Source organism: Vitreimonas sp., from assembly GCF_036392335.1.
GTDB lineage: Bacteria > Pseudomonadota > Alphaproteobacteria > Caulobacterales > Aquidulcibacteraceae > Vitreimonas.
In genome coordinates this window covers 1-19,523 of the sequence record NZ_DASVYD010000010.1, presented here as the reverse complement: position 1 = coordinate 19,523, position 19,523 = coordinate 1, and the positions used below count along the sequence as shown (strand labels likewise).

The following is a 19,523-nucleotide window of genomic DNA, read 5'->3' as shown; positions in this document are numbered from 1 at the left end:
TTCTCATGTCAAAAGGACCGGAATTGGCCGCCTCTCTAGCTGGGTTTGCCGGCCCGGCCAAGCCGGGGCGGGCGCCCGTAAACCTCGATTTCGCGAGTAAAACGCAGAAATGACCACACCCTCCCCCTTCTGGGACCGCGCCCGGCATCAGGACCGGCAGGGCTTTCTGCATAAGCGGGCGGCGATCCTGCGCGCGGTGCGGGAATGGTTCTGGGCGCAAGGCTTCGTGGAAGCCGAGCCGGCCATGCTCACGGTGTCGCCCGGCGCGGAGACGCATATCGATGCGTTCGAGGCGGACGGGCGTTACCTTCACACGAGCCCCGAATTCGCAATGAAGAAGCTGCTGGCGGCCGGCGAGAAGAACATCTTCTTTCTGGGCAAGACATGGCGGCGCGGCGAGACCGGGCCGCTGCACGCGCCTGAGTTCACAATGATCGAATGGTATCGCGCGAGCGCGCCCTACGAGGCGATCATGGATGATTGCGTCGAGATCGTGCGCGCGGCGGCGAAGGCGGCGGGCGCATCGACGTTCGAATGGGGCAAGCGCAGCTGTGATCCGTTCACCGCGGCGGAACGCCTCACCGTGCATGAGGCGTTCGACCAGCTCTCACCCGTGCCGATGCCAGACAATGGCGACGCGTTCTCGGCGGCGTTAGTGCAGCATATAGAGCCCCAACTCGGCGATGGCGCGCTGACTTTGCTGACGGAATACCCGATCCGGGAAGCGGCGCTGGCGCGGCGCTCGCCGCGCGACGCCAGCGTGGCGGAGCGGTTTGAGCTCTATGCGTGCGGCGTCGAGCTCGCCAATGGCTTCGGCGAACTCACCGACCCGGTCGAACAACGCCGCCGCTTGATTGAAGCGATGGATGAAAAGCAGAAGCGCTATGGCGCGCGTTGGCCGATCGATGAGGATTTCCTGGCCGCGCTTGCACACATGCCGCCCGCGAGCGGGGTGGCGCTCGGCTTCGATCGCTTGGTGATGTTGGCGACGGGCGCGCGACACATCAACGATGTGCTTTGGACGCCGGAATGATCCGCCCCGCTATTTCCAGCGACTATCCCGCAATTCGCGCCGTCGTCCGCCATGCCTTTGCGCAGGACGACGAGGCGAATTTGGTGGAGCAGCTGCGCGCGGATGGCGATGCGCTGGTGGAGCTCGTTTCGGCGACGGACATCGCGCTGCGGGGCCACATCCTCTATTCGCCGCTCAAAATCGAACGCGACGGCGAAATTTTATCAGCGGCCGCGCTCGCGCCGGTTTCCGTCCTTCCGGCCTTTCAACGAGCCGGGCTGGGCAAGGCGCTGATCGAAGCTGGCAACGCCGCCTGCGCTGATCTTGGCCTGTCGGCGATCATTGTTTTGGGCCATCCGGACTATTATCCACGCTTCGGCTTCTCGGCGGCGGCGGCGGAATCACTGCAAGCTCCGTTTTCGGGTCCGGCCTTTATGGCGCTAGAGCTTCGGCCCGATGCGCTGAAAGCCGGTGGTCGCGTGCGTTACGCGAAGGCTTTCGGAGTTTGAATTGAGCGCCAAACCGAAACCCGATCCGCTCGACCAGGTGGCCGCGCGTTACGCCGTGGCGATTACGCCGGCGATGGACGCGCTGATCGATCCGACCAATCCAGAAGACCCGATCGCCGCACAATTCCGCCCCGACGCGCGTGAATTGGAGATCGCGCCCGATGAATTGAGCGATCCGATTGGCGATGAGCCGCATACGCCGGTGAAAGGCGTGGTGCATCGCTATCCCGATCGCTGCTTGCTGAAGCTGGTGCACGTGTGCCCGGTCTATTGCCGCTTCTGCTTTCGCCGCGAGATGGTCGGCCCGCAGGGTGACGGCACACTGAGCGGCGCGGAGCTGGACGCGGCGCTCGCTTATATCGAAAGCCAGCCCGGCATTTGGGAAGTGATCCTCACCGGCGGCGATCCGTTCCTGCTTTCGGCGCGCCGCGTGCGCGAGATTACGGAACGACTGGCTGCGATCGAACACGTGAAGATCATTCGCTGGCACACGCGCATTCCCGCCGTCGATCCGCTGCGCGTGACGCCCGATTTGGTGGCGGCGCTGCGCGTCGAGGGCGCGACGACATACGTCGTGCTGCACACCAATCATGTGCGCGAGCTGACGGAGCAAGCGCGCGCGGCGATTGCGCGGATCGTTGATTCCGGCGTGCCGATGCTGTCGCAAACTGTGCTGCTGAAGGGCGTCAACGATAGTGTCGAGGCGCTAGAGGCATTGATGCGTGGTTTGGTCGAAGCGCGGGTGAAGCCTTATTACCTGCACCATCTCGACAAAGCCCAGGGCACCTCGCACTTCCGTTGTTCGATCGCGCGCGGGCAAGAATTGGTGCAAGAGCTGCATCAACGCGCCTCGGGCGTGGCGCAGCCGACTTACGTGCTGGATATTCCAGGCGGCCACGGCAAAGCGCCGCTGGCGAGCCCAAGTTTGCGCGAGGATGACGAGGCGTACGAAGTGCGCGACCGCAACGGCGTCTGGCGCAAATATAGCGATTAATTGCTAGAGCCGATTATCTCCTTGGCCGGCTCGCCCAAAGCCACGAACAGCGCACACAAGATCAGCACAGCTCCCGCCACGAATGGCGCTGCCGAACTGTAGGCGTCGAATAAGGCGCCTGCGCCGAGCGGCCCAGCCACCCGCCCAAGCGCGCCGGCCGATTGCGACAGACCCATCACCGCGCCGCGCTCGTGCTCGGCGGCCTGCGCCGCGATCAGCGCATTAAGCGCGGGCGTCGCGAGACCGAGGCCGAACACGAGGGCGGTGAGTGCAGCGGCCGTTGTCGAGACTTCGTGCGAGACCGCGAGACCGCCCAGCCCCGCCGCAAAAAGCGCAAGACCAATGAACAGCGTCAGGCGTTCCCCTAGGGCGCGTGAAGCCGCGCCCGCTCCGCCGCCCTGCAAGAGCACAGCGCCAACGCCGAGCGCCGCAAGCGTCCAGCCCACCTCGCGCGGCCCCCACCCCAATTCGGCGTCGGCCCACAAGCCGAACACAGTCTCCATCAAGGCCTGGGCCGCGATCATCAAGAACATCACAATCACGAAACGCGTCAACGCCGGACGCGAAGCGAGCAATTGCATGCGCCGCGGACGATCGACCCCAGCCGGCAAACGCGCCTCGGCCGAGAGCGTTTCACGGAACAGCAGGAGCGCCGCCAGCGTCGCCAGCACGCCTAAGCCAGCGCTCGCGTAGCAGACCAGGGCGAAGCCTTCGCGGCTGGGCTCGCCACCGATCAACAGCGCGCCGAGCGCGGGGCCGGCGATGAAGCCAAATCCGACGGCCGCGCCGAGCAAGCCCATGTTGCGTGCGCGGGTCTTATCGGTGGCAAGATCGGCCGCCGCCGCGAACGCCGCACCAACATTGCCGGCCATCAGCCCCCCGAACAGACGCGCGGCGCCGAGTTCTTCGACGCTGCGCGCCTGCGCGATCCAGAGGTAGGAGAGTACGCCGCCGATGAGGCCGGCAATCAGGATGGGCTTGCGGCCCAAGCGGTCGCTCAAACGGCCCCAGAACGGCGACGAGATCAGCTGGCCCAGCGAATAGGCGCCCATTGCGATCGTCGTCGCGGTTGGCGTCGCGCCAACTTCGAGCGCGAGGAACGGAAAGATCGGCAGAAAGACGCCGAAGCCGGTCATGCCGATGAGCACGACACCGACAAGGGCGGCTAGAGAGCCGTTCGCGGATTTCATGCGGCGCTGATAGCGCATCGGCGCACGAAGGGAAGCGTGACAATTGCCCCCGCCCTTTGAGCAGCGTCAAAACGCGGACAAGGCGGACGGGCATGCTGGCAAACTGCAAAGAGGAGAGGCCCGATGTCTGAATTCTTCGCCGCGACTTTGGGCGCGCGTCAGCCGGAGAACGCCCTCGCGTGGTCCACATTATTCGCGCCCGATGCGGCGCGTACGGCGGAGGGCTGGACCATCGCCGAGGCGTTCGCCGCGATCCTGTTCGCCGCCGCGACCTGTGACGGTGAGGTTGCTGCCGTAGAGCAGGAGGAATTGCTCGCGCTCGTGCACCGCTCACGCGCCTTGAAGGCTTACACGCCCGCGCAGCTCGCGCAGATCAACGGCAAGATTGTCGCGAGGCTGCGTGATGAGCCAACGGCTCTTCGGGACGCCTGTGCGGCGCTGCAAGAGGATATGCGCTTGCCCATCTTTGCGCACGCGCTCGACCTCATACTGGCCGACGGCGAATTGAACACCGATGAAGCCGATTTTCTCAACACCCTAATCCTCAACCTTAAGCTCAACCGCGAGGACGTGAGCAAGATTGCGGACGTGATCGTGCTGAAGAACAGCTATTAGGCGCTAGGCCTGATCGGCGCGGGTGCGGCGGGATTCAGATAGGGGCGCAAATCGGCCCACGGAATCGAGACTTCCGTGCCGCCCATCACATAGGGCGCGCCGAATGAATAAGGCGGAAAGAGCAGTGTGAGCCCCTGCTCAGTGATGAGCCACAGGTGCGGTTTAGTCGCGCTCTCCTGCACGTCGCGCTCGGGCGGGACGAAACCATCTTCACGATACTGGCGCGAGATTTCGCCGACAGCGCGTTGTGTGAGAAAGCGCTCCCAACCTGTGCCGGCGCGGAAAACATCATTCGCCGTCAGCGCGCGCCCCTCGGTCATCAACACCGTGACGGCCTTAGAAGTATTGTTGCCGTGTGCCGCCCCCAGCGTGTCGTTGGCCATGTCAAAGCGCACCGAAATGAGTTCGGGGCCGGCGTAGGCGATACGATAATCGACCACTTCGTTGGTCGCGTCCTCAAGACGGAATTGTGGCGACTGAGCGACCAGTTCGTTGAACCGCTGAATGGCGGGCGTCTGCTGACCATCGATGCGCGGGAAGCGAATGTCGCGCAAAACCGCCGGCGGTGCGTCGTCGCCAAGACCCGTTGCTGACGCGACCTCCGCCGTAACCGGAGTCGCATCGACCAGCTCCATGCGCTGGAATGTGTAGCCGCCGATGTCCTGCACCGCCGTTTCGGCGTCCTGCAAACGGGCGCGATACTCAGACTCGAGGCAGGCCTGCTGCTCCGGCGTGGGTTCCGCTTCGGGATCGATGATGCCGCAGGCGATGCGTTGCGCTTCGCGCCACCGCGTCTGGTTCTGCACCAACATCTGCGCACCGGCGTCCGAGACGTTAGCGGCCGCCGCGACAATGGCCTCACGAACGTTGGTGTCGAGGCCAACCAGGGTCTGGTTTTCACAGAGGTGCTGCGCGAACTCGCCGCGTCCCTCCGCGCACACATCAAGCGCCGCCGAGATGCGCTCGGCGGAGCTTTGATCGGTCTTGTCCTCACCGCCGCGGTCGCCGCATGCGACCAGGGCCAGAAAGGCAAGAGATGCGCCGGCAAGCCGGACTCCGCGCATCGTTTTGTCCTCGTTTCTACGCGTCCCCGACCCAGATCAGTGCCACAGAAGAAAGGCGCCGTCACGGCCCGTCGCGCGTTGCGGCGGCATGACGCGCAGGCTTCGCGCGCCTAGATAGAAGTCATGCCCGTCAGCGCCTCCTATCGCCCCGATCCCCTATTCTCGAAACTGGGGCCGGAATTCGCCGATCCGGTGGCTCCGGCGCGTTTTCCCCAGCACATCCTGCGGCGCCGCAACCAAGATTGGGCGACGCGCGTGGGTCTGGGCGAACTGACAGAGGCCGAATGGGAGGCGCAGTTCGCGCGCTTTGAGCCGCTGCCGGGGAACATGCGCGAGCCCTTGGCCATGCGTTATCACGGGCACCAATTCCGCAACTACAATCCCGAGATCGGCGACGGGCGCGGCTTCCTGTTTGCGCAAGTGCGTGACGATGGCGGTCGGCTGCTCGATCTGGCGACCAAAGGCTCCGGGCAGACGCCTTATTCGCGTTTTGGCGACGGGCGGCTGACGCTGAAAGGCGGCGTGCGCGAAGTGCTGGCAGCGGAGATGCTGGAGGCGCTGGGCGTATATACTTCCAAGGCGTTCTCGTTGTTCGAGACCGGAGAGCAATTGACGCGCGGGGATGAGCCTTCGCCGACACGGTCTTCCGTGCTCGTGCGCCTCTCGCACAGCCATATCCGTTTCGGCACGTTTCAGCGCCTGGCCTTTTTCGAACGACCGGACCTCATGCATCAGCTTATCGAGCATGCGGTGGCGGCCTATTATCCACACCACCTCAATCTGAATGCAGAGGCGCGCGCGGCGGCCTTGTTCGGCGAGGTCGTGGAAGCGAATGCGCGATTGGCGGCAAGCTGGATGGCGGCGGGCTTCGTGCACGGCGTTTTGAACACCGACAACCTCAACATCACCGGCGAAAGCTTTGACTATGGACCGTGGCGCTTCGTGCCGACGAGCCAGCCGGGATTTACGGCCGCGTACTTCGACGAGCGCGGGCTCTATGCCTTTGGGCGCCAGCCGGAGGCGGTGTCGTGGGCCCTGGCGCAACTGGGCGGGGCGATGCTGCTTGCGTGTTCGCAGAACGCGCTTGAGACGGAACTCGCGCGGTTCGGTCCGGCCTATCAGCGGGGCCTGCGCCAATCGATGTTCGAACGGCTCAATGTGGTCCCCGGCGATCTCGCCGCCGATCTCGAATTCCTGCAAGCGTTGCTCGACTGGATGACAGAAAGCCAAATCGGTTGGGATCAATTCTTCCATGATTGGCATGGCGGCGAAGCCAGCGCCGCGCGCGCGGCGGAGAGCCCAGAAGCGGTGCGGTACAACGAGGCGGGGTTTGCGCCGATTCGCGCCGGCCTCGAATCGCGCGGCGCGAGCCATGCCAGCGAGGCCCTGTCTCGCCCCTATTTCCAGCGGCCGCTGCCGGTGAGCTTGGTCATCGATGAGGTTGAAGCGATCTGGGCGCCCATTGCCGAAGCAGACGATTGGTCGTTGTTCGACGCGAAATTGCGTCACATTCACGAGTTGCAAGAGGCTGTCGCATAAGCTGTCATCGATTTGTCGTGCGGCCTGGGTAGGTGCTTGCGCGACTTTGACAGGGGGCCTCGCTTGAGCAGCAAACATATCAGCGAATTGATCACGTCGCGCCGCGCGTTGCTTGGCGGCATGGCCGGCTTGCCCCTGCTCAATCTCACTGCGTGCGCCACGGCGCCCGCGTCGGCTTCCGGCGGCGTCAGTTTCACCAGCGTCGCCGCCACCAATGCGGATACGGTCACGCTTCCGGTGGGCTATAGCTGGCGCAAGCTGATCGCTTGGGGCGATCCTCTGTTCGACAGCGTGTCGGCGACGTTTGATCCAGACGCGCTGACACGGGCGGAACAAGAGCAGCGCTGGGGCCAGAACAACGACATGCTGGCAATATTTCCAGCGGACTACGCGTTTCCACCGCCGCTCCATCAATCACGCATGCTGATGTGCGCCAATCTTGAGTATTTTTCGCCGTCTCTGATGTTTCCAAGCGTAGCCGCTCCATCGGCTTTCTCCGCCGCGCAAGTGGAAGCGTGCATGGCGTCCACTGGCGTCGCTGTCGTCACGCTGGAGCGCGATGGCGCTGGTTGGCGGGTTGTGAGAGACGCCGCGCCTGGTGCGGGATTCAACCGCCGCATCACCCCATTCACCCCGGTGATCTTCTCGGGTCCTGCCGCGAACCATGCTTGGATCCGTGCCGCGGGCGAAGGCTACAACGCGAGCGAAACCAGCGCCGGTCCGGAAGGCGCCGTGCGCTGCGGCACCTACGCCAATTGCGCGGGCGGCCAAACCCCCTGGGGCACCTATCTCACGGCGGAAGAGAACTTCAATTACATCTTCCATGCCTCGGATGAGAACGCCCCCGCGTTGCGCGATGCGCGCAACGACCCCGCCTATGTACAGAATTGCCGCGCCTACACGGTGCCAATGCAGAACCCGGCGGGCCATTTAATGCCGCGCCAGTACGACATGTCGCTCAATCCACATGGACCGAGCGCGTATGGCTGGGTGGTCGAGATTGACCCCTATGATCCGCATTGGGCGCCCCGCAAACGCACGGCGCTTGGCCGTCGCAAAGGCGAATGCGCCACCACGGCGTTGGCGCGCGATGGACGGGTCGCGGTCTATTCGGGTGACGATCAGGCGAACCAATACGTCTACAAATTCGTCAGCAGCGGCCGTTTCGATCCGAACAACCGATTGGCCAATCGCGATCTTCTGGACGACGGCGTGCTCTACGTGGCGCGCTTCGAAGCCGACGGCACTGGGCGCTGGCTGGCCATGACGCCCGATGCCGTCAACGCCGCGCGTGGCGATGCGGCGCCCTTCGCGGATCAAGGCGACGTTGTCGTGCGCGCACGCGAAGCAGCACGCATCCTTGGCGCGACGCCGATGGATCGACCGGAAGACGTGGAAGCCATTCTCGACTCGAACTGGGTGGGCCTCGGCCCGGTGCTGGTGGTTTGCACCAACAATCGCACGCCCGCCGCTGCGCACCCAGGCAATCCGCGCCGCGAGGGGCCTGTTAGCGAAGGTGGCGCCCAGACCAACGCCGCTGGCCATATCATCCGCATCGACGAAGCCAATGCCGACGCGAGCGCGACCACGTTCACCTGGGATGTGTTCGCACTGGCTGGCGACCCCAACGCCGCCGCCGTCACCACGCCATCGCGCACCGGACAACCTCTGCCGATCTCCACAGCGATCAATGGCGTCTCGACCATCAGCGGCGATCGCTTCGCCTGCCCAGACAATGTGTGTTTCGATAGCCGCCTCAACGTCTGGATCACGACCGACGGCTCAGACGCAGTCTTCCCGGACTGCAATGACGCCGTCGTCGTCACATCAAGTGTTGGCGACGGGCCGCGCGTGGTGAGGCGCTTTTTGGTCGGACCGGTTGGCGCGGAAATTTGCGGACCGACGATGGCGCTCGACGAACGAGCGTTCTTCGCGTCAATCCAACATCCCGGCGAGAATGACGTGAGCGGCGTCGAGATTGACACGCTGCGCTGGGAACGCGGACAAAGACCGCCCTCGAGCTTCCCCGATGGCGGCGAGGCTTGGCCGCGCTCTGCAGTGGTTGTGATCACCCGCGACGATGGCGGCCGCATCGGCGACTAAGAACGCGGAACGAAACCTTCCTTGTGCAGGAGGCGGGCGACGTTCATCGCCGCGCGCACTTGCACCACGTCGTTGTTCCTGTCGGCGTCCGTCAGCGCGTCCCATGGGATCAATTTGTTATGGGCCATGAGGTCGTTGTTGCGCGGCTCGCCCTCAAGCGTCGGTCGCCAGCCCGACATCAGCCGTTCCGCCATCCAGCGGTCGTGCTCGCGCCGCGCCAAGCGCTCCTGCAGGTCAGCGGGCACGGTGGGGGATGAGTCGCCCTTGACGCCATCTTCCTTCGTCGCCGGTCGCCAACCAGCGTCCCACACCTTGGTCATGGCGGCATCCGCCACAGCCCGGTTGGCGGCCCGATAGGTTTCGAGCACGTCCGACCAATCGCGCGTGGCGGCCTGCAACTCCTTCATGGTCAGCTCATCGCGCTCGCCCAGTCCCTTCTGGTAGTGCTCGTGCGCGATCGCTGCGCCGCGATCGAGCGAGCCGTCCAGAATGCGCGCGCGTGTGGCGTTGACCTGATGCGAGCCGAAGGCCTGCAGGTAGGCGTCAAGTTCTTCGGTCTCGTCGCCCTTGGCATATTGCTGTGAGAACTCGGACTGGCTCGTCTCGCGCATAAAGATCGGCACGGGCCAGCGCAGGCGATGGTTGCAGACGCGCTTCAGCGCGATGGCAAGGTGGATGTTGCCGGGATCGGTCCCCGTTGAGACGACCAGCGCGGTGGGCTTGCCTCTCGCCTGTTCGACCTTGTCCAGCACATCATGACCGATCGATTCCGCGTCCCAGTCGAACGACATGAAGCTGATGTCAGCGCTCCAGATGTGGGGGTGCGCGAAGGCTTCGCGATGTCGCGCGCGGAAACCCGCCTCCGCGATATCGGCATTTTGCGTTAGCACGGTCAGGCGCGGCGGCGCAAAATGTGCGGACCACAGACTCATCAGCACGCGCTCGGCGACGGCCTCGGCGCCGCTATCGAACCCGAAAAACACGACGTGCACGCGGTCTTCACCGAGTTGCCGAGCGAGCGTGAGGATGGTTTGGCTTTGGGTTTGCAACAGTGCGCGCGCCGACATCTCCTCCAGCGAAAACGGTTTGGGATCGATGTTCATCACGGCCTTGCCAGAACGCATCTGCGCCGATCGCATCTCGCGCGCTTCTTTCAACAGCATGGCCGAGCGCGTCGCCACGTGCACGCCAATGGGGGGTTTGCGCTTGGCGGCGCCGACGAGTCGCCGCACGGCCGCTTCGATTTGAAGGTTCGCGGTGTCATCAGGCTCGAACGCCACAACATGCCCCGCGTGATGCGCGCGCGCGGTGCGCAACGTCTCCAGATGCGTGGCGTCGCCCTCCAGCACGATCACGCCTTTGCGACGCAGGCCAAGCGCGGTTTCGTCCGGCAAGTCCTGCGCGATCAAGATCACCGCGTCCTTGTGCTTGCGGCAATCGAGCGCCAGGGAGAGCGCGGCCGGACTGTCGCCCGCGATGACGACATGGCGCCTGGCGCCGAGATTGAAGATTCGCGCGAGAGAGCGGCCGAGCTGGCCTGAGAAAGCAAACAACAGACCAACGGCAGGCGCGGCGATAGCGGCGAAGCGCACGAGTTCGCGCAAAGGCTCTCGCGCGTCGAAGTATTCGTCCCACATCGAAACGGCGCTGAGCGTCCGATAGAAGGCTTCAAGCAGGCCTTGGTCACGCCACAAAAATAGACCGCCGCCGATCCAAATCAGCGTCAGGAGGATCACGACCCCCCAACGAAACGCCCCGGCCCGGGTGTGTGAGATCGCGGTCAACCAGGCGGCCGCCCGCGAACGGGCATTGGCGTAGGTATGGGCCATGGCGTGCACTCTCCCCCGCTCCCCAGCGAGCGCCATGATGCTGCGCCGAAGCGCCGGGGTCCAGCGTGAACCAGTTGCGGGGATCGACACTTTTGCCTAGCTCTGGCGCCTGTGCAGGCCCCGTAGCTCAGCTGGATAGAGCAGGTCCGTCCTAAGGACACGGTCGGGAGTTCGAATCTCTCCGGGGTCGCCACTCCCTTCGCACGCGGTTGATTTCATTCAGTCTTGGCGAAGGTTTGGCACTAGGTTTGGCACTTCGTGTTCGACACACGTTCGAAAAGCCCCGACTACGCGCGCCAATTCGTTCAATTGCTTTCCGTCAGTCGCGCGATGGCGCTGCGTGCCAGCTTCTCCTGTTCGGCGGCCTTGGTGTAGCGCTCTACTTCTCGCAGCGAGGCGTGACCGGTGATTGCCTGCACTTCCTTGGTCGTACATCCAGCTTCGACTAAGCGCACCGCTGCTGACTTTCGCAAACCATGTGCGCTGCGCTTAGGCAAACCCGCCTTGTCGCACCACTCACGGAATTGATTTCCAAATGAAGCGCTATCTTTGAATGGCTTCCCGTATTGTGTGGTCAAGAACGTGAGGCCATCTTTCGGCAGGGTTTCGAGAACCATCTTCAGTTCTGAGTGCATTGGAATCGCAAGCTGCGCGCCGGTCTTCGCTTGGGTCACACGAATAGCGTCGCCGCTAACGTGCTGCCGTCCCATACGAATAACATCACCCCGGCGCTGACCCGTGTAGAGCAAGAGGACAAGCGCTAAGCGTTCGCGAGACCCTGCGGGCCAACGATCCAGATACTTCGCAATATCGTCTTCCGACCAAGCGACGAAGCCATCGCCACGCATCCTGAACTTCTTGATGCCGAGAGCTGGATTGTCACGGCGCAGATCCAGTTCAACAGCGTAACCACAGAGAATGCGAATTATGCGGAGCAGATTGTTGGCCGCCTCCGGTCCGCCTGCCTCGAACCGCTCAGTCATTTGCTCCTTGATGTGGCGGCGCTCTAGGCGCGTGATGGCCTTCGACCCGCTCTTCACACGCCAGCGTTCAATTTCGCGCCGATAGGTCGTCTGTGTGCTTTTGTTGAGCGAGAGGAAGTTGGGCGAGCGATAATAGGCAACAGCAACCGCGTCGACGGAATTGGCTGCGACGCTGGTGCTCACCTTGGTGGCGCCAAAAGAGGCGCACGCCAATTGGTAGGCTCCCATGAACGAAGCCTCACCCGGCCGGCCTGGCAAAGGGACGCGCTTGCCTGCCCGCCGAAAGTAATAGCGCCACGTCCCATGGCGGTCCTTGAAGCGATCGACGTAAGGGAGCCTGATCGTCGCCATGGCTCATCCGTCCCACTCGTTTGCGACTGTGAAGTCGACATCAAACTCGCCGAGGGCGTCAAAAGCGCTGTCGAGCAGAGCGCGGTCGTAAACGCGGCGCGCGCCGATTTCCTTCGGCCTCGGCATCCTCCCATCGGTCACGAGCTTGTCGAAGGTCGTCGGTGAAACACCGATGTATCGCGCGGCCTCCAAGCGATTGAGGCCCCGTGGGCAGTCAAATGGTAAGGGACGACTCATTGGGCGCCTCGATCATCTTCCCGGCTCGCGCGTCGAACCACGAGTGCGGTCGCGAGCCCAATTCTCGATCGCGGATTCTTCGTAGCGCACGAGGCGGGGGCCAGACTTGATGTAAGGCGGCCCCTCACCCGTTCCACGCCAACGATTGAGCGTGTGCTTTGAAATCTTCAAACGCGCGGCTGCATCTTCGACGGTCAGCAAAACTTCTGAGGACATGATGCTCTCCTTTCAGCATCGCGCGTCACGGCTAAGATCTCGCGCGGTTGCTCAATGAGAAATCCGCTTATCCACAACCAACAAATCTATTCTGCCGTGCGATGAAAACACGATTTGGCGTCGAAAAGAGCGCAATGTCTCAACTGGTTTCCGCGTGTTTCCGTGACTTTCCTCTCGCGACTCTTGATCATCAGCGATGGCCCCTGATCGCCCTCAATGTCCCACCGCCATAATTCGCATGCTACGCGACTAAATTCGTCGTCATGCATGAAGCTTGGGCGTCAAGACTTGTCGGGATCGCGCGGCCCACGTCGCAAGAACGCGTCGAGGTCTTCCGGAAAGTAGCACACCAAGCGCGCGCCACGACGCGTCCATTTCGGCCCGATCTTCTTGGCGCGCCAGCTTTTCAGCGTGCTCACCGTGACACCGAGATAGGTTGAGGCTTCCCGCGGTGAGAACGCTATTGACCTTTCCACGGACGCGGCCTTGAGGCGCTTTGTTCTCACCTGCAGCGGCGCTGCGCGCTTGGTAGGCGCCGGCGCCTCGTCCGCTGGCGTGTCGAACAGGTTCAATTGGCCCGGATCGCCGCGACGCTTGCGCGTGCGCGACCCGCGCTTGCGTGAGGCCATGCGAGCGGCTCCTCAAGACGGGGCCGGCCATCAAGCCATCCTGCCAGCGGACGTCCAGGCATTGCAACTCACGATAGAATCCAATACTTCCTCATCCGCACAAGCGTCGCACGGTCGTGGGGATGCTCCAGGGCATTAAGCCCCGTGAGCCGCAAGAGGTCGCGATAGGCGGAGAAGGTGAAACTCTCATGCGCCCCGTCGAAATCATCCGGAAACGAGATCGCGGCTTCCTTGCGCCATACGATGAGCTTGTAGGCCGCGCCCAAAACGGTTGCCGCTGGCATGTTGATGATCTCGTTCGCCACCCTGCCCTGCGCCTCATGCAGCGCCTCAGCGCGAGCGCACGCAGCCTCGGCAGCCGCGCTGCGCTTTCCACCAGAGCGGCGCCCCGCAATCAACAACGCGTCGGCCTCGTCTTCGGCCGCGAGGATTGCTTCGTCGAAACGATAATGTTCGGCGATCAGACGCGCTAGGGCCCTATCTTGATCTGCGCTCCAATCCGCCGCCGTGGTTGCCCCCAACGTAACTGCTTCCACCAGATTCCGACGGGTGAGGTGCGTCATGGAAATGTCCAGCACAGCGGATCGACCAGGCGCGTTGCGACACGCTCGATCACCCGATGTTAGAGAATCGACTACGATACAAAGGTATCATCGGGCCTTCCGACCGTCAATCCCTTTGGATCACCATGATACTTATGGATCACACATGATCACAGCAGCGCAGATCAGAGCGGGAAGAGCACTCGTTCGTTGGACGCAAGAAGAACTGGCGGAAGCAGCAAACATTTCCATTCCCACGTTGAAGCGCTGGGAAGGCTCCGAAGGCGTGCCCGCAGCCGAGCCGAACAATCTTGCAGCCGCACGACGCGCGCTTGAGAAAGCGGGTGTCGTGTTCATCGAAGAGAATGGCGGCGGTGCCGGCGTGCGACTGAAGAAGAAGAAATAACCCGTCAGCGAAACTGCTCTTCGATCCCACAAGCGGTCATTGATAGGAGGTCGCCCGATAACGGACGTCGGCTCCCTTCTCTAGGTCGAGAGTCGAGGCGCCTATGACGGCCGGGTCAGATAAATGCCGATCATCAGGACCGCGATCAGTACGCCCACAAGGACCTGTCCGACCCACGGTCGGACATCTAGCCATCGCGGTTGAGCCGATTGCCGGATCGTGCCGAGCCATCCCAATGCGAACGCCACTGTGATCATCAGAACGAATGACCTATCGCCTATGAGGAAACCGAAAACCTCGCGCAGGCCGTCTGGCGAGCCCAAGTGCATCCACCCCGCGGCCACGAGAGCAAGTATCCAAGCGTAACCGGCTCTAAACACGCGGCCGAGCAACCCGACAACCGCGCTGAAGCGCGAAGGCTCAGATCCACGGATTTCCGTCGTCATCGCATTTCCTTCGTTCGCAGCCACCGTTGAACCATCCCAGGAGCAGACGTCAAAGTAACCGTACTCAACAGCAGACATTGGCGCATGCACCCGCATCGATGCGATTGGCGATCACTAGGCCGCGCTGCTTCTCGAGGATCGTTCGGACGTGCGAGCCTCTTCGATGCGGCCGATCATGCCGAAAGATCTCTCAGGAAAGTCATCGTAATCGCCGGCGAGGAGCGCCTTGAAGCCCCGCACGGTGTCCTCTAGGTCGACAAACACGCCCGGTGAGCCTGTAACTGACTGCGCAGCATGGAACGGCTGTGACAGAAAGCGCTCGATCTTTCTTGCCCGGCGCACGTACACTTTGTCGTCCTCAGAGAGTTCCTCGTAGCCGAGAATCGCGATGACATCTTGAAGCGCCCTATAACGCTGCAGGGCTTCTTGCACTCCCTTTGCCACTTGATAGTGCTCTTCTCCAATCGTGTCCGGATTGAGTAGTCGCGACGTGGAATCCAGCGGATCGATTGCGGGGTAGATCCCTTTCGCTGCCACGTCGCGAGAGAGCACCGTAATGGCGTCTAGGTGCGCAAACGATGTCGCGAGCGCGGGATCGGCAGAATCGTCTGCCGACACGTAGACTGCCTGGACGGATGTGATCGATCCTGTTTCCAACGCCCCAATGCGCTGCAGCATCGCATCGGTGTCGCTTGCAGGTCCGTAGTTGGCCGCCGATTGAATCGGTCCCAGCAACGCAGACACCTCAGCGCCCGCCATGGTCATGCGGAATTCGTTGTCGACGACAAACAGGATGTCTTTGCCCTGGTCGCGGAAGTGCTCGGCTATGGCTAGACCCGAATAGGCAACGCGAGCACGTGCGCCAGGCGGCTCGTTCGCTTGCCCGAACACGAGAACGCACCGGCTCCCCTCTGCTCCATCCTGACGGTTGACACCGGTCTCAATCAATTCCCTGTGCAGGTCGCTGCCTTCCCCCGCTCGCTGGCCGACTCCGGCGAACACCGAATAGCTGCCGTGAACCTTCGCAATATTGTTGATTAGCTCCCGGATGAGCATGGTCTTCCCGACACCCGCGGCGCCGAACAGTGCAATCCTGCCGCCCTTTGCATAGGGACACAGCAGATCGATCGCCTTTATCCCAGTGACGAGCAGCTCAGGTCGCGCCGGCGCGTCAGCGTGCGGCGAACGTGGCTGATGGATAGCTCGCCTAGCCTGCGCGCCCAGCGGGCCTGCGTCGTCCACGGGATCGCCGATGACGTTGAGAATGCGCCCCAGCGTCTCTTCTCCGACCGGCATGGCAATAGGCGAACGGGTGTCGATAATCTCGTGACCGCGCACAAGTCCGTCCGTGGCATCCATCGCAATTGTACGTACGGTGTTTTCGCCCAGATGAGCCGCGACCTCGAGGACGAGCCGATTGCCACGATTGATCGCTTCAAGCGCGTGATAGATCTCGGGCAGGTGATCATCGAACTCGACATCGACAACGGCGCCGATGACCTGCACCACCCTACCCGTCCGCACCTGCTGCGACAGCCCTGATTGACGAGCACGAGTTTTCACCAGCAGGGCCGAGAGGACGTCGAAGTCGGCGCTACTGCGGACGGTTGCATCGCTCAACAATACCCGCAGGGCGGGTTCGACCGCCCAGGCCCGAAATCCTCCGCCGAGAGTTGCGAGGTCGCTCTGCAACGCCTCGAATTCCAGGGTTCGTGATTCTCCTTCGGGCATAGCTACGAGCTCGCGAGATCTCACGACCAGCCACTCCGCTATTGCAGAGCCGTCCTCGAACGTCGGATCGAGCATCTCAGGCCGCTGCGGCACTGGCCTCCTCCTCGTACCATTGCGCGAGCCTGACAGGAGCGATCGATGCGGGATCTGCGCCGTCGGCCAGTCTGGAAATGACACGGTCGACTTCGTCGTCGGTCAGCGTGCAAGCACACCAGTCTCTGATGCGTGCGCGAACCTCGGTTGCGCACAGTCCGGTCAGGCGATGCGTGGTCAAACGCTCCGCTCCACCGCTCGAGTTTCTGAATAGTGACGCCACCTCTTCGGTCGTCGAAGTCGTGACCGCAACGGCCCGCCGGCACCCGCCTACCAGTCCGCGAATCGCTCCTCCCCAGTATGCGGCCCTGTGCGACTCTTCGGGGCGCAGCACGAGATCGAAGTCGTCGATTACAAAGGCGGGCACCATCGCAAGAGGGTCGCCCTCGCTTGCAGCGTTCAGGTCTTCCGCCAGCAGTCTCGGCAGCGCCATTTCGAATTCGGGGACACGCGCATCCTCGTTCTCTACAAGGTTCTTTAGCGTCGGCGACGACGCTAAAGCGGGATCCACGATCGCGCGACGTCGCACACCCTGCACAACCCTTTTCGCTATTTGCGTAAGCACCACAGCCGATGCAGCGGCGAGCCCGCCCTGCCAAATGGTGGCCAGCGCGCTTGCTGAATGAGCGGCGGCATTCACCGCCGCCACGGCAGCGCCAGACGAACCCGCGGCTGATTGTAGGATGGCGTTCAGCGCGGCCTGGCTCGCTCCCTCCGCCCCCTTTTCGATCACATCGGCGACCCGCACGCGCGACCTCTGCAACTCCAAGGATTTCGCATCCAAAGGTCTTGCCATGGCCAGATACGCGACGACGCCAATGTCGAATTTCACAAAGTCGCAAGCAGGAAGAGCGCGACTGAGCTTGTTGCGCAGTTTGACCAGAGCGTCCACGTATCCGACGCCGTCGGTCGCGAGCACATCGACACGGATAACTCGTGCCAATGGCAAATCCTGGCCGAAATGTTCGAACTCCACGCACAGCGTGGATTTTCCGAGTTTTGGAGAACCAACGATCGATAGGATCGGTCGACACAATTGCCCGGAGGGCGCCGACACCACGGACGCGCACGCCTCATGCAGAGCTTCTCTCTCGGCCTCGCGCGGCACATGAAAGGTCGGCAGATGCGCCATCGCGTACTCGTCACACCCTCTCGGAGCATTATAGTCGCGCACCCGCACCCTCGCAACGTGCGATTGCCGGCGCATCACCTGTCGAAGGCAGGTTCAAATTAATCCCGATATCGGTCGTCGGTCGAAGCATCACTTTATCAGCGCGCGCTTTCCAGCGTAGAAGGCCGCCGGCGCCCAATCCCAATGAAGTCGTCACTCAATCCCAGGAGAAGACATTAGCGCTCCGCAGACCCATAAGAGACCTTCGCATGGTTGGAGCATCTATTGTGCGCTCCTTCGCGATCGTCTTCGCTGCCCCATGGCGAGATCTTACGCCCAGTATCTCCAAAGGCCGGTGTCCTGCGCCGCAATTGCCTGAGATAGGAGCGTGGGGAGAGAGAGCAGCCGTGCGATCTCAATAGAAGTCATCGGCGCTTCAATACCTCCAAACGGCAGCCTGCAGAGCACATCAAGCGCCGAGCGGTCTTCCGTTCGCCGCCTCCCTCACGTCAAGAGCGATTCTTGGCGATCAAAATCCCACGCGCCACTTCCCGCGACAGCTTGCGGCCCTTGCACCGCTTTGCGCATCCATTCTGGATCGACCTTCTTTTGCACCATTTTCCAGAAATCGGACCGGTGCCGGCTCATGCATGCTTCGAGATGCTCAACCGTGTAACGGTCTGGATGACGCTCTGCGGCTAGCATTAGGTCAAACGCTCGGACCAACGGGTCGAGGACGTCCGGACGAAAACTCTGCTTGTTCTCAAAGAAGAGACGCCCCTGATCGACGGCGGCAGAAAGTCTGGCGCGAATTGAAGCTCGCCGATCCGACGCAGGAGACTCGACCGCATCCCGAAATTCGCCACGCGAAACCTCAACACATGCAAGAGCAAGACCCGCCATTCCCTCATTGGCCCATGCGATCAGGTCTTTGATCCTCGCGATCCTCAACTCATTCCTTCTCTGTGCCGCGGCGGCAAACGCAGAGATCACTGAGATCAGCGCCCCGACCAATGACACCCAATTCGCACCGAGTTGAATGGCGCTCCACGACAAAATTTCCCCCAAAGTTTGCCTCCCCAATCACGGAATTAACCATGATTGAAGTTTGAAGCTAAAGTTGTAACGTCTCGCAAGGAGGCGTTGGGCGATGGGGTCGGTTTTCATCTCGTACGCGCACGAGGACGAAGAAAAAGCGCGTAAGATCAAAGAGCGGCTGGAAGATCTCGGTTTTGCCACTTGGTTCGATCGAACCGCGCCCGCCTCCCGCGATGACATCAGCACCGTGATCGACGGCAAATTGGGAAGCGTTGATTGCGTCCTCGTCCTTTGGTCCTCCCGCTCCAAGGCATCCGTTTGGGTCCGCGGCGAAGCCTTGAAGGGCCTAGAATGCAACAAGTATTTCGGCGTCCTCCTTGAAGACTTTGTGCCCCCAGTGCCCTTCAACGCATTGGCCGCGCCGGACCTTTCGGAATGGACCGGACTGAGTGACCATCTTGGATGGGACGCGCTCATTCGCGGCCTCGCAGACCTCAGCTCGAACGAGACTGAAATTCTCAAAAGACTTTCCGCGCTCCAGGCGAAGGAGCGCGAGACGTCCAAGTTGCTCGTGGAAGCCCAAGTCCAACTCCCACTTGAACCCACGATCGAGCCCGATGAAGACCGCATCGAGCTAGATCTGGCCCCACAGCAAGATGATGTCGAAGCCGTCGTCCATGCCGCGCGATCGCTCATCGCCAGGTCGGCGAAGCTCGATTTGAGTGGCGCGATGACTCAGGCTGTTCTCGATTTTGAAATGCTTCGCGACGCAGCGTTCGTCGTAGCAAAAGCGGCAGATGTGCCGCGTCCGACCGGCTCCAAATACACACTAGTCTCAACATTGGGCGAAGCGATTTCCGCCGCCTCACCTGGATCTCTGATTGT

20 protein-coding genes and 1 tRNA gene are annotated in these 19,523 nt (G+C 62.3%); 9 read left to right on the top strand and 12 right to left on the bottom strand.

Annotated features, from left to right (window positions below; genetic code table 11):
- Window positions 1-109: 109 nt before the first annotated feature.
- Genes epmA through VF769_RS01820 form a run of 3 tightly spaced genes read left to right on the top strand, consistent with a single transcriptional unit; the run spans window position 110 to window position 2,515 of the window.
- Entirely contained in the window at window positions 110-1,033 is a 924-nt protein-coding gene (gene epmA / locus VF769_RS01830) for an EF-P lysine aminoacylase EpmA (RefSeq protein ID WP_331006659.1), read from the top strand.
- Window positions 1,030-1,521: an N-acetyltransferase gene (locus tag VF769_RS01825; RefSeq protein ID WP_331006658.1), complete on the top strand. Its 492-nt coding sequence runs from the start codon at window positions 1,030-1,032 to the stop codon at window positions 1,519-1,521. The genes epmA and VF769_RS01825 overlap by 4 nt, the downstream gene beginning before the upstream one ends.
- A 1-nt stretch (window position 1,522) precedes the next feature.
- Complete coding sequence (locus tag VF769_RS01820) at window positions 1,523-2,515, top strand: lysine-2,3-aminomutase-like protein (protein ID WP_331006657.1); 993 nt, start codon at window positions 1,523-1,525, stop codon at window positions 2,513-2,515.
- On the opposite strand, the gene VF769_RS01815 is transcribed toward VF769_RS01820, so the two are convergent.
- Window positions 2,512-3,705, bottom strand: coding sequence for an MFS transporter (locus tag VF769_RS01815; protein WP_331006656.1), 1,194 nt, complete (start codon window positions 3,703-3,705; stop codon window positions 2,512-2,514). The genes VF769_RS01820 and VF769_RS01815 overlap by 4 nt on opposite strands.
- Window positions 3,706-3,828: 123 nt before the next feature.
- Between VF769_RS01815 and VF769_RS01810 the strand changes: the two genes are divergently transcribed.
- Complete coding sequence (locus VF769_RS01810) at window positions 3,829-4,320, top strand: TerB family tellurite resistance protein (protein ID WP_331006655.1); 492 nt, start codon at window positions 3,829-3,831, stop codon at window positions 4,318-4,320.
- Here VF769_RS01810 and VF769_RS01805 read toward each other — a convergent pair.
- Window positions 4,317-5,384, bottom strand: a complete 1,068-nt coding sequence (locus VF769_RS01805) for an RsiV family protein (protein WP_331006654.1) — start codon at window positions 5,382-5,384, stop codon at window positions 4,317-4,319. The two genes, VF769_RS01810 and VF769_RS01805, sit on opposite strands and share 4 nt — an antisense overlap.
- Window positions 5,385-5,507: 123 nt before the next feature.
- Here VF769_RS01805 and VF769_RS01800 point away from each other — a divergent pair, with 123 nt between their 5' ends.
- Together VF769_RS01800 and VF769_RS01795 are read left to right on the top strand one after the other, a co-directional pair.
- Window positions 5,508-6,923, top strand: coding sequence for a protein adenylyltransferase SelO (locus VF769_RS01800; RefSeq protein ID WP_331006653.1), 1,416 nt, complete (start codon window positions 5,508-5,510; stop codon window positions 6,921-6,923).
- Window positions 6,924-6,986: 63 nt separating this feature from the next.
- On the top strand, window positions 6,987-9,026 hold the full coding sequence (locus VF769_RS01795) for a PhoX family phosphatase (protein ID WP_331006652.1): 2,040 nt from the start codon (window positions 6,987-6,989) through the stop codon (window positions 9,024-9,026).
- Here the strand turns inward: VF769_RS01795 and VF769_RS01790 are convergent.
- Window positions 9,023-10,855, bottom strand: a complete 1,833-nt coding sequence (locus tag VF769_RS01790; RefSeq protein ID WP_331006651.1) for an NAD-binding protein — start codon at window positions 10,853-10,855, stop codon at window positions 9,023-9,025. The genes VF769_RS01795 and VF769_RS01790 overlap by 4 nt on opposite strands.
- 116 nt (window positions 10,856-10,971) lie before the next feature.
- Here VF769_RS01790 and VF769_RS01785 point away from each other — a divergent pair.
- Window positions 10,972-11,048, top strand: a tRNA-Arg gene (locus VF769_RS01785).
- A gap of 112 nt (window positions 11,049-11,160) precedes the next feature.
- On the opposite strand, the gene VF769_RS01780 is transcribed toward VF769_RS01785, so the two are convergent.
- From VF769_RS01780 to VF769_RS01760, 5 genes are all read right to left on the bottom strand, one after another.
- Complete coding sequence (locus VF769_RS01780) at window positions 11,161-12,189, bottom strand: tyrosine-type recombinase/integrase (RefSeq protein ID WP_331006650.1); 1,029 nt, start codon at window positions 12,187-12,189, stop codon at window positions 11,161-11,163.
- A 3-nt stretch (window positions 12,190-12,192) separates the two neighbouring features.
- A complete protein-coding gene (locus tag VF769_RS01775) occupies window positions 12,193-12,426 on the bottom strand; it encodes a hypothetical protein (RefSeq protein WP_331006649.1) in 234 nt (77 codons plus the stop codon).
- Between the two features lie 12 nt (window positions 12,427-12,438).
- Window positions 12,439-12,642 (bottom strand): helix-turn-helix domain-containing protein, encoded by a 204-nt coding sequence (locus VF769_RS01770; RefSeq protein WP_331006648.1) that lies wholly within the window; start codon window positions 12,640-12,642, stop codon window positions 12,439-12,441.
- A gap of 281 nt (window positions 12,643-12,923) precedes the next feature.
- Complete coding sequence (locus tag VF769_RS01765; protein WP_331006647.1) at window positions 12,924-13,271, bottom strand: helix-turn-helix transcriptional regulator; 348 nt, start codon at window positions 13,269-13,271, stop codon at window positions 12,924-12,926.
- A 68-nt stretch (window positions 13,272-13,339) separates the two neighbouring features.
- Entirely contained in the window at window positions 13,340-13,834 is a 495-nt protein-coding gene (locus VF769_RS01760; RefSeq protein ID WP_331006646.1) for a hypothetical protein, read from the bottom strand.
- Between the two features lie 145 nt (window positions 13,835-13,979).
- Between VF769_RS01760 and VF769_RS01755 the strand changes: the two genes are divergently transcribed.
- Window positions 13,980-14,219 carry a helix-turn-helix transcriptional regulator gene (locus VF769_RS01755; protein ID WP_331006645.1) on the top strand — a complete coding sequence of 80 codons (240 nt, stop codon included), beginning with the start codon at window positions 13,980-13,982 and terminating at the stop codon, window positions 14,217-14,219.
- A 101-nt stretch (window positions 14,220-14,320) separates the two neighbouring features.
- Here VF769_RS01755 and VF769_RS01750 read toward each other — a convergent pair whose 3' ends face one another.
- The 4 genes from VF769_RS01750 to VF769_RS01735 all read right to left on the bottom strand — a co-directional run bounded on the left by VF769_RS01750 (window position 14,321) and on the right by VF769_RS01735 (window position 18,668).
- The gene (locus tag VF769_RS01750) at window positions 14,321-14,665 is read right to left on the bottom strand and encodes a hypothetical protein (RefSeq protein ID WP_331006644.1); all 345 of its coding nucleotides are present in this window, start codon (window positions 14,663-14,665) and stop codon (window positions 14,321-14,323) included.
- A gap of 114 nt (window positions 14,666-14,779) precedes the next feature.
- Window positions 14,780-16,396 carry a F0F1 ATP synthase subunit beta gene (gene atpD, locus VF769_RS01745; protein WP_414731758.1) on the bottom strand — a complete coding sequence of 539 codons (1,617 nt, stop codon included), beginning with the start codon at window positions 16,394-16,396 and terminating at the stop codon, window positions 14,780-14,782.
- Between the two features lie 76 nt (window positions 16,397-16,472).
- Window positions 16,473-17,621, bottom strand: a complete 1,149-nt coding sequence (locus tag VF769_RS01740; protein WP_331006643.1) for a hypothetical protein — start codon at window positions 17,619-17,621, stop codon at window positions 16,473-16,475.
- Between the two features lie 483 nt (window positions 17,622-18,104).
- Window positions 18,105-18,668, bottom strand: a complete 564-nt coding sequence (locus VF769_RS01735) for a hypothetical protein (protein ID WP_331006642.1) — start codon at window positions 18,666-18,668, stop codon at window positions 18,105-18,107.
- A gap of 82 nt (window positions 18,669-18,750) precedes the next feature.
- Between VF769_RS01735 and VF769_RS01730 the strand changes: the two genes are divergently transcribed.
- A partial coding sequence (locus VF769_RS01730) for a toll/interleukin-1 receptor domain-containing protein (RefSeq protein WP_331006641.1) occupies window positions 18,751-19,523 on the top strand: 773 nt, incomplete at its 3' end.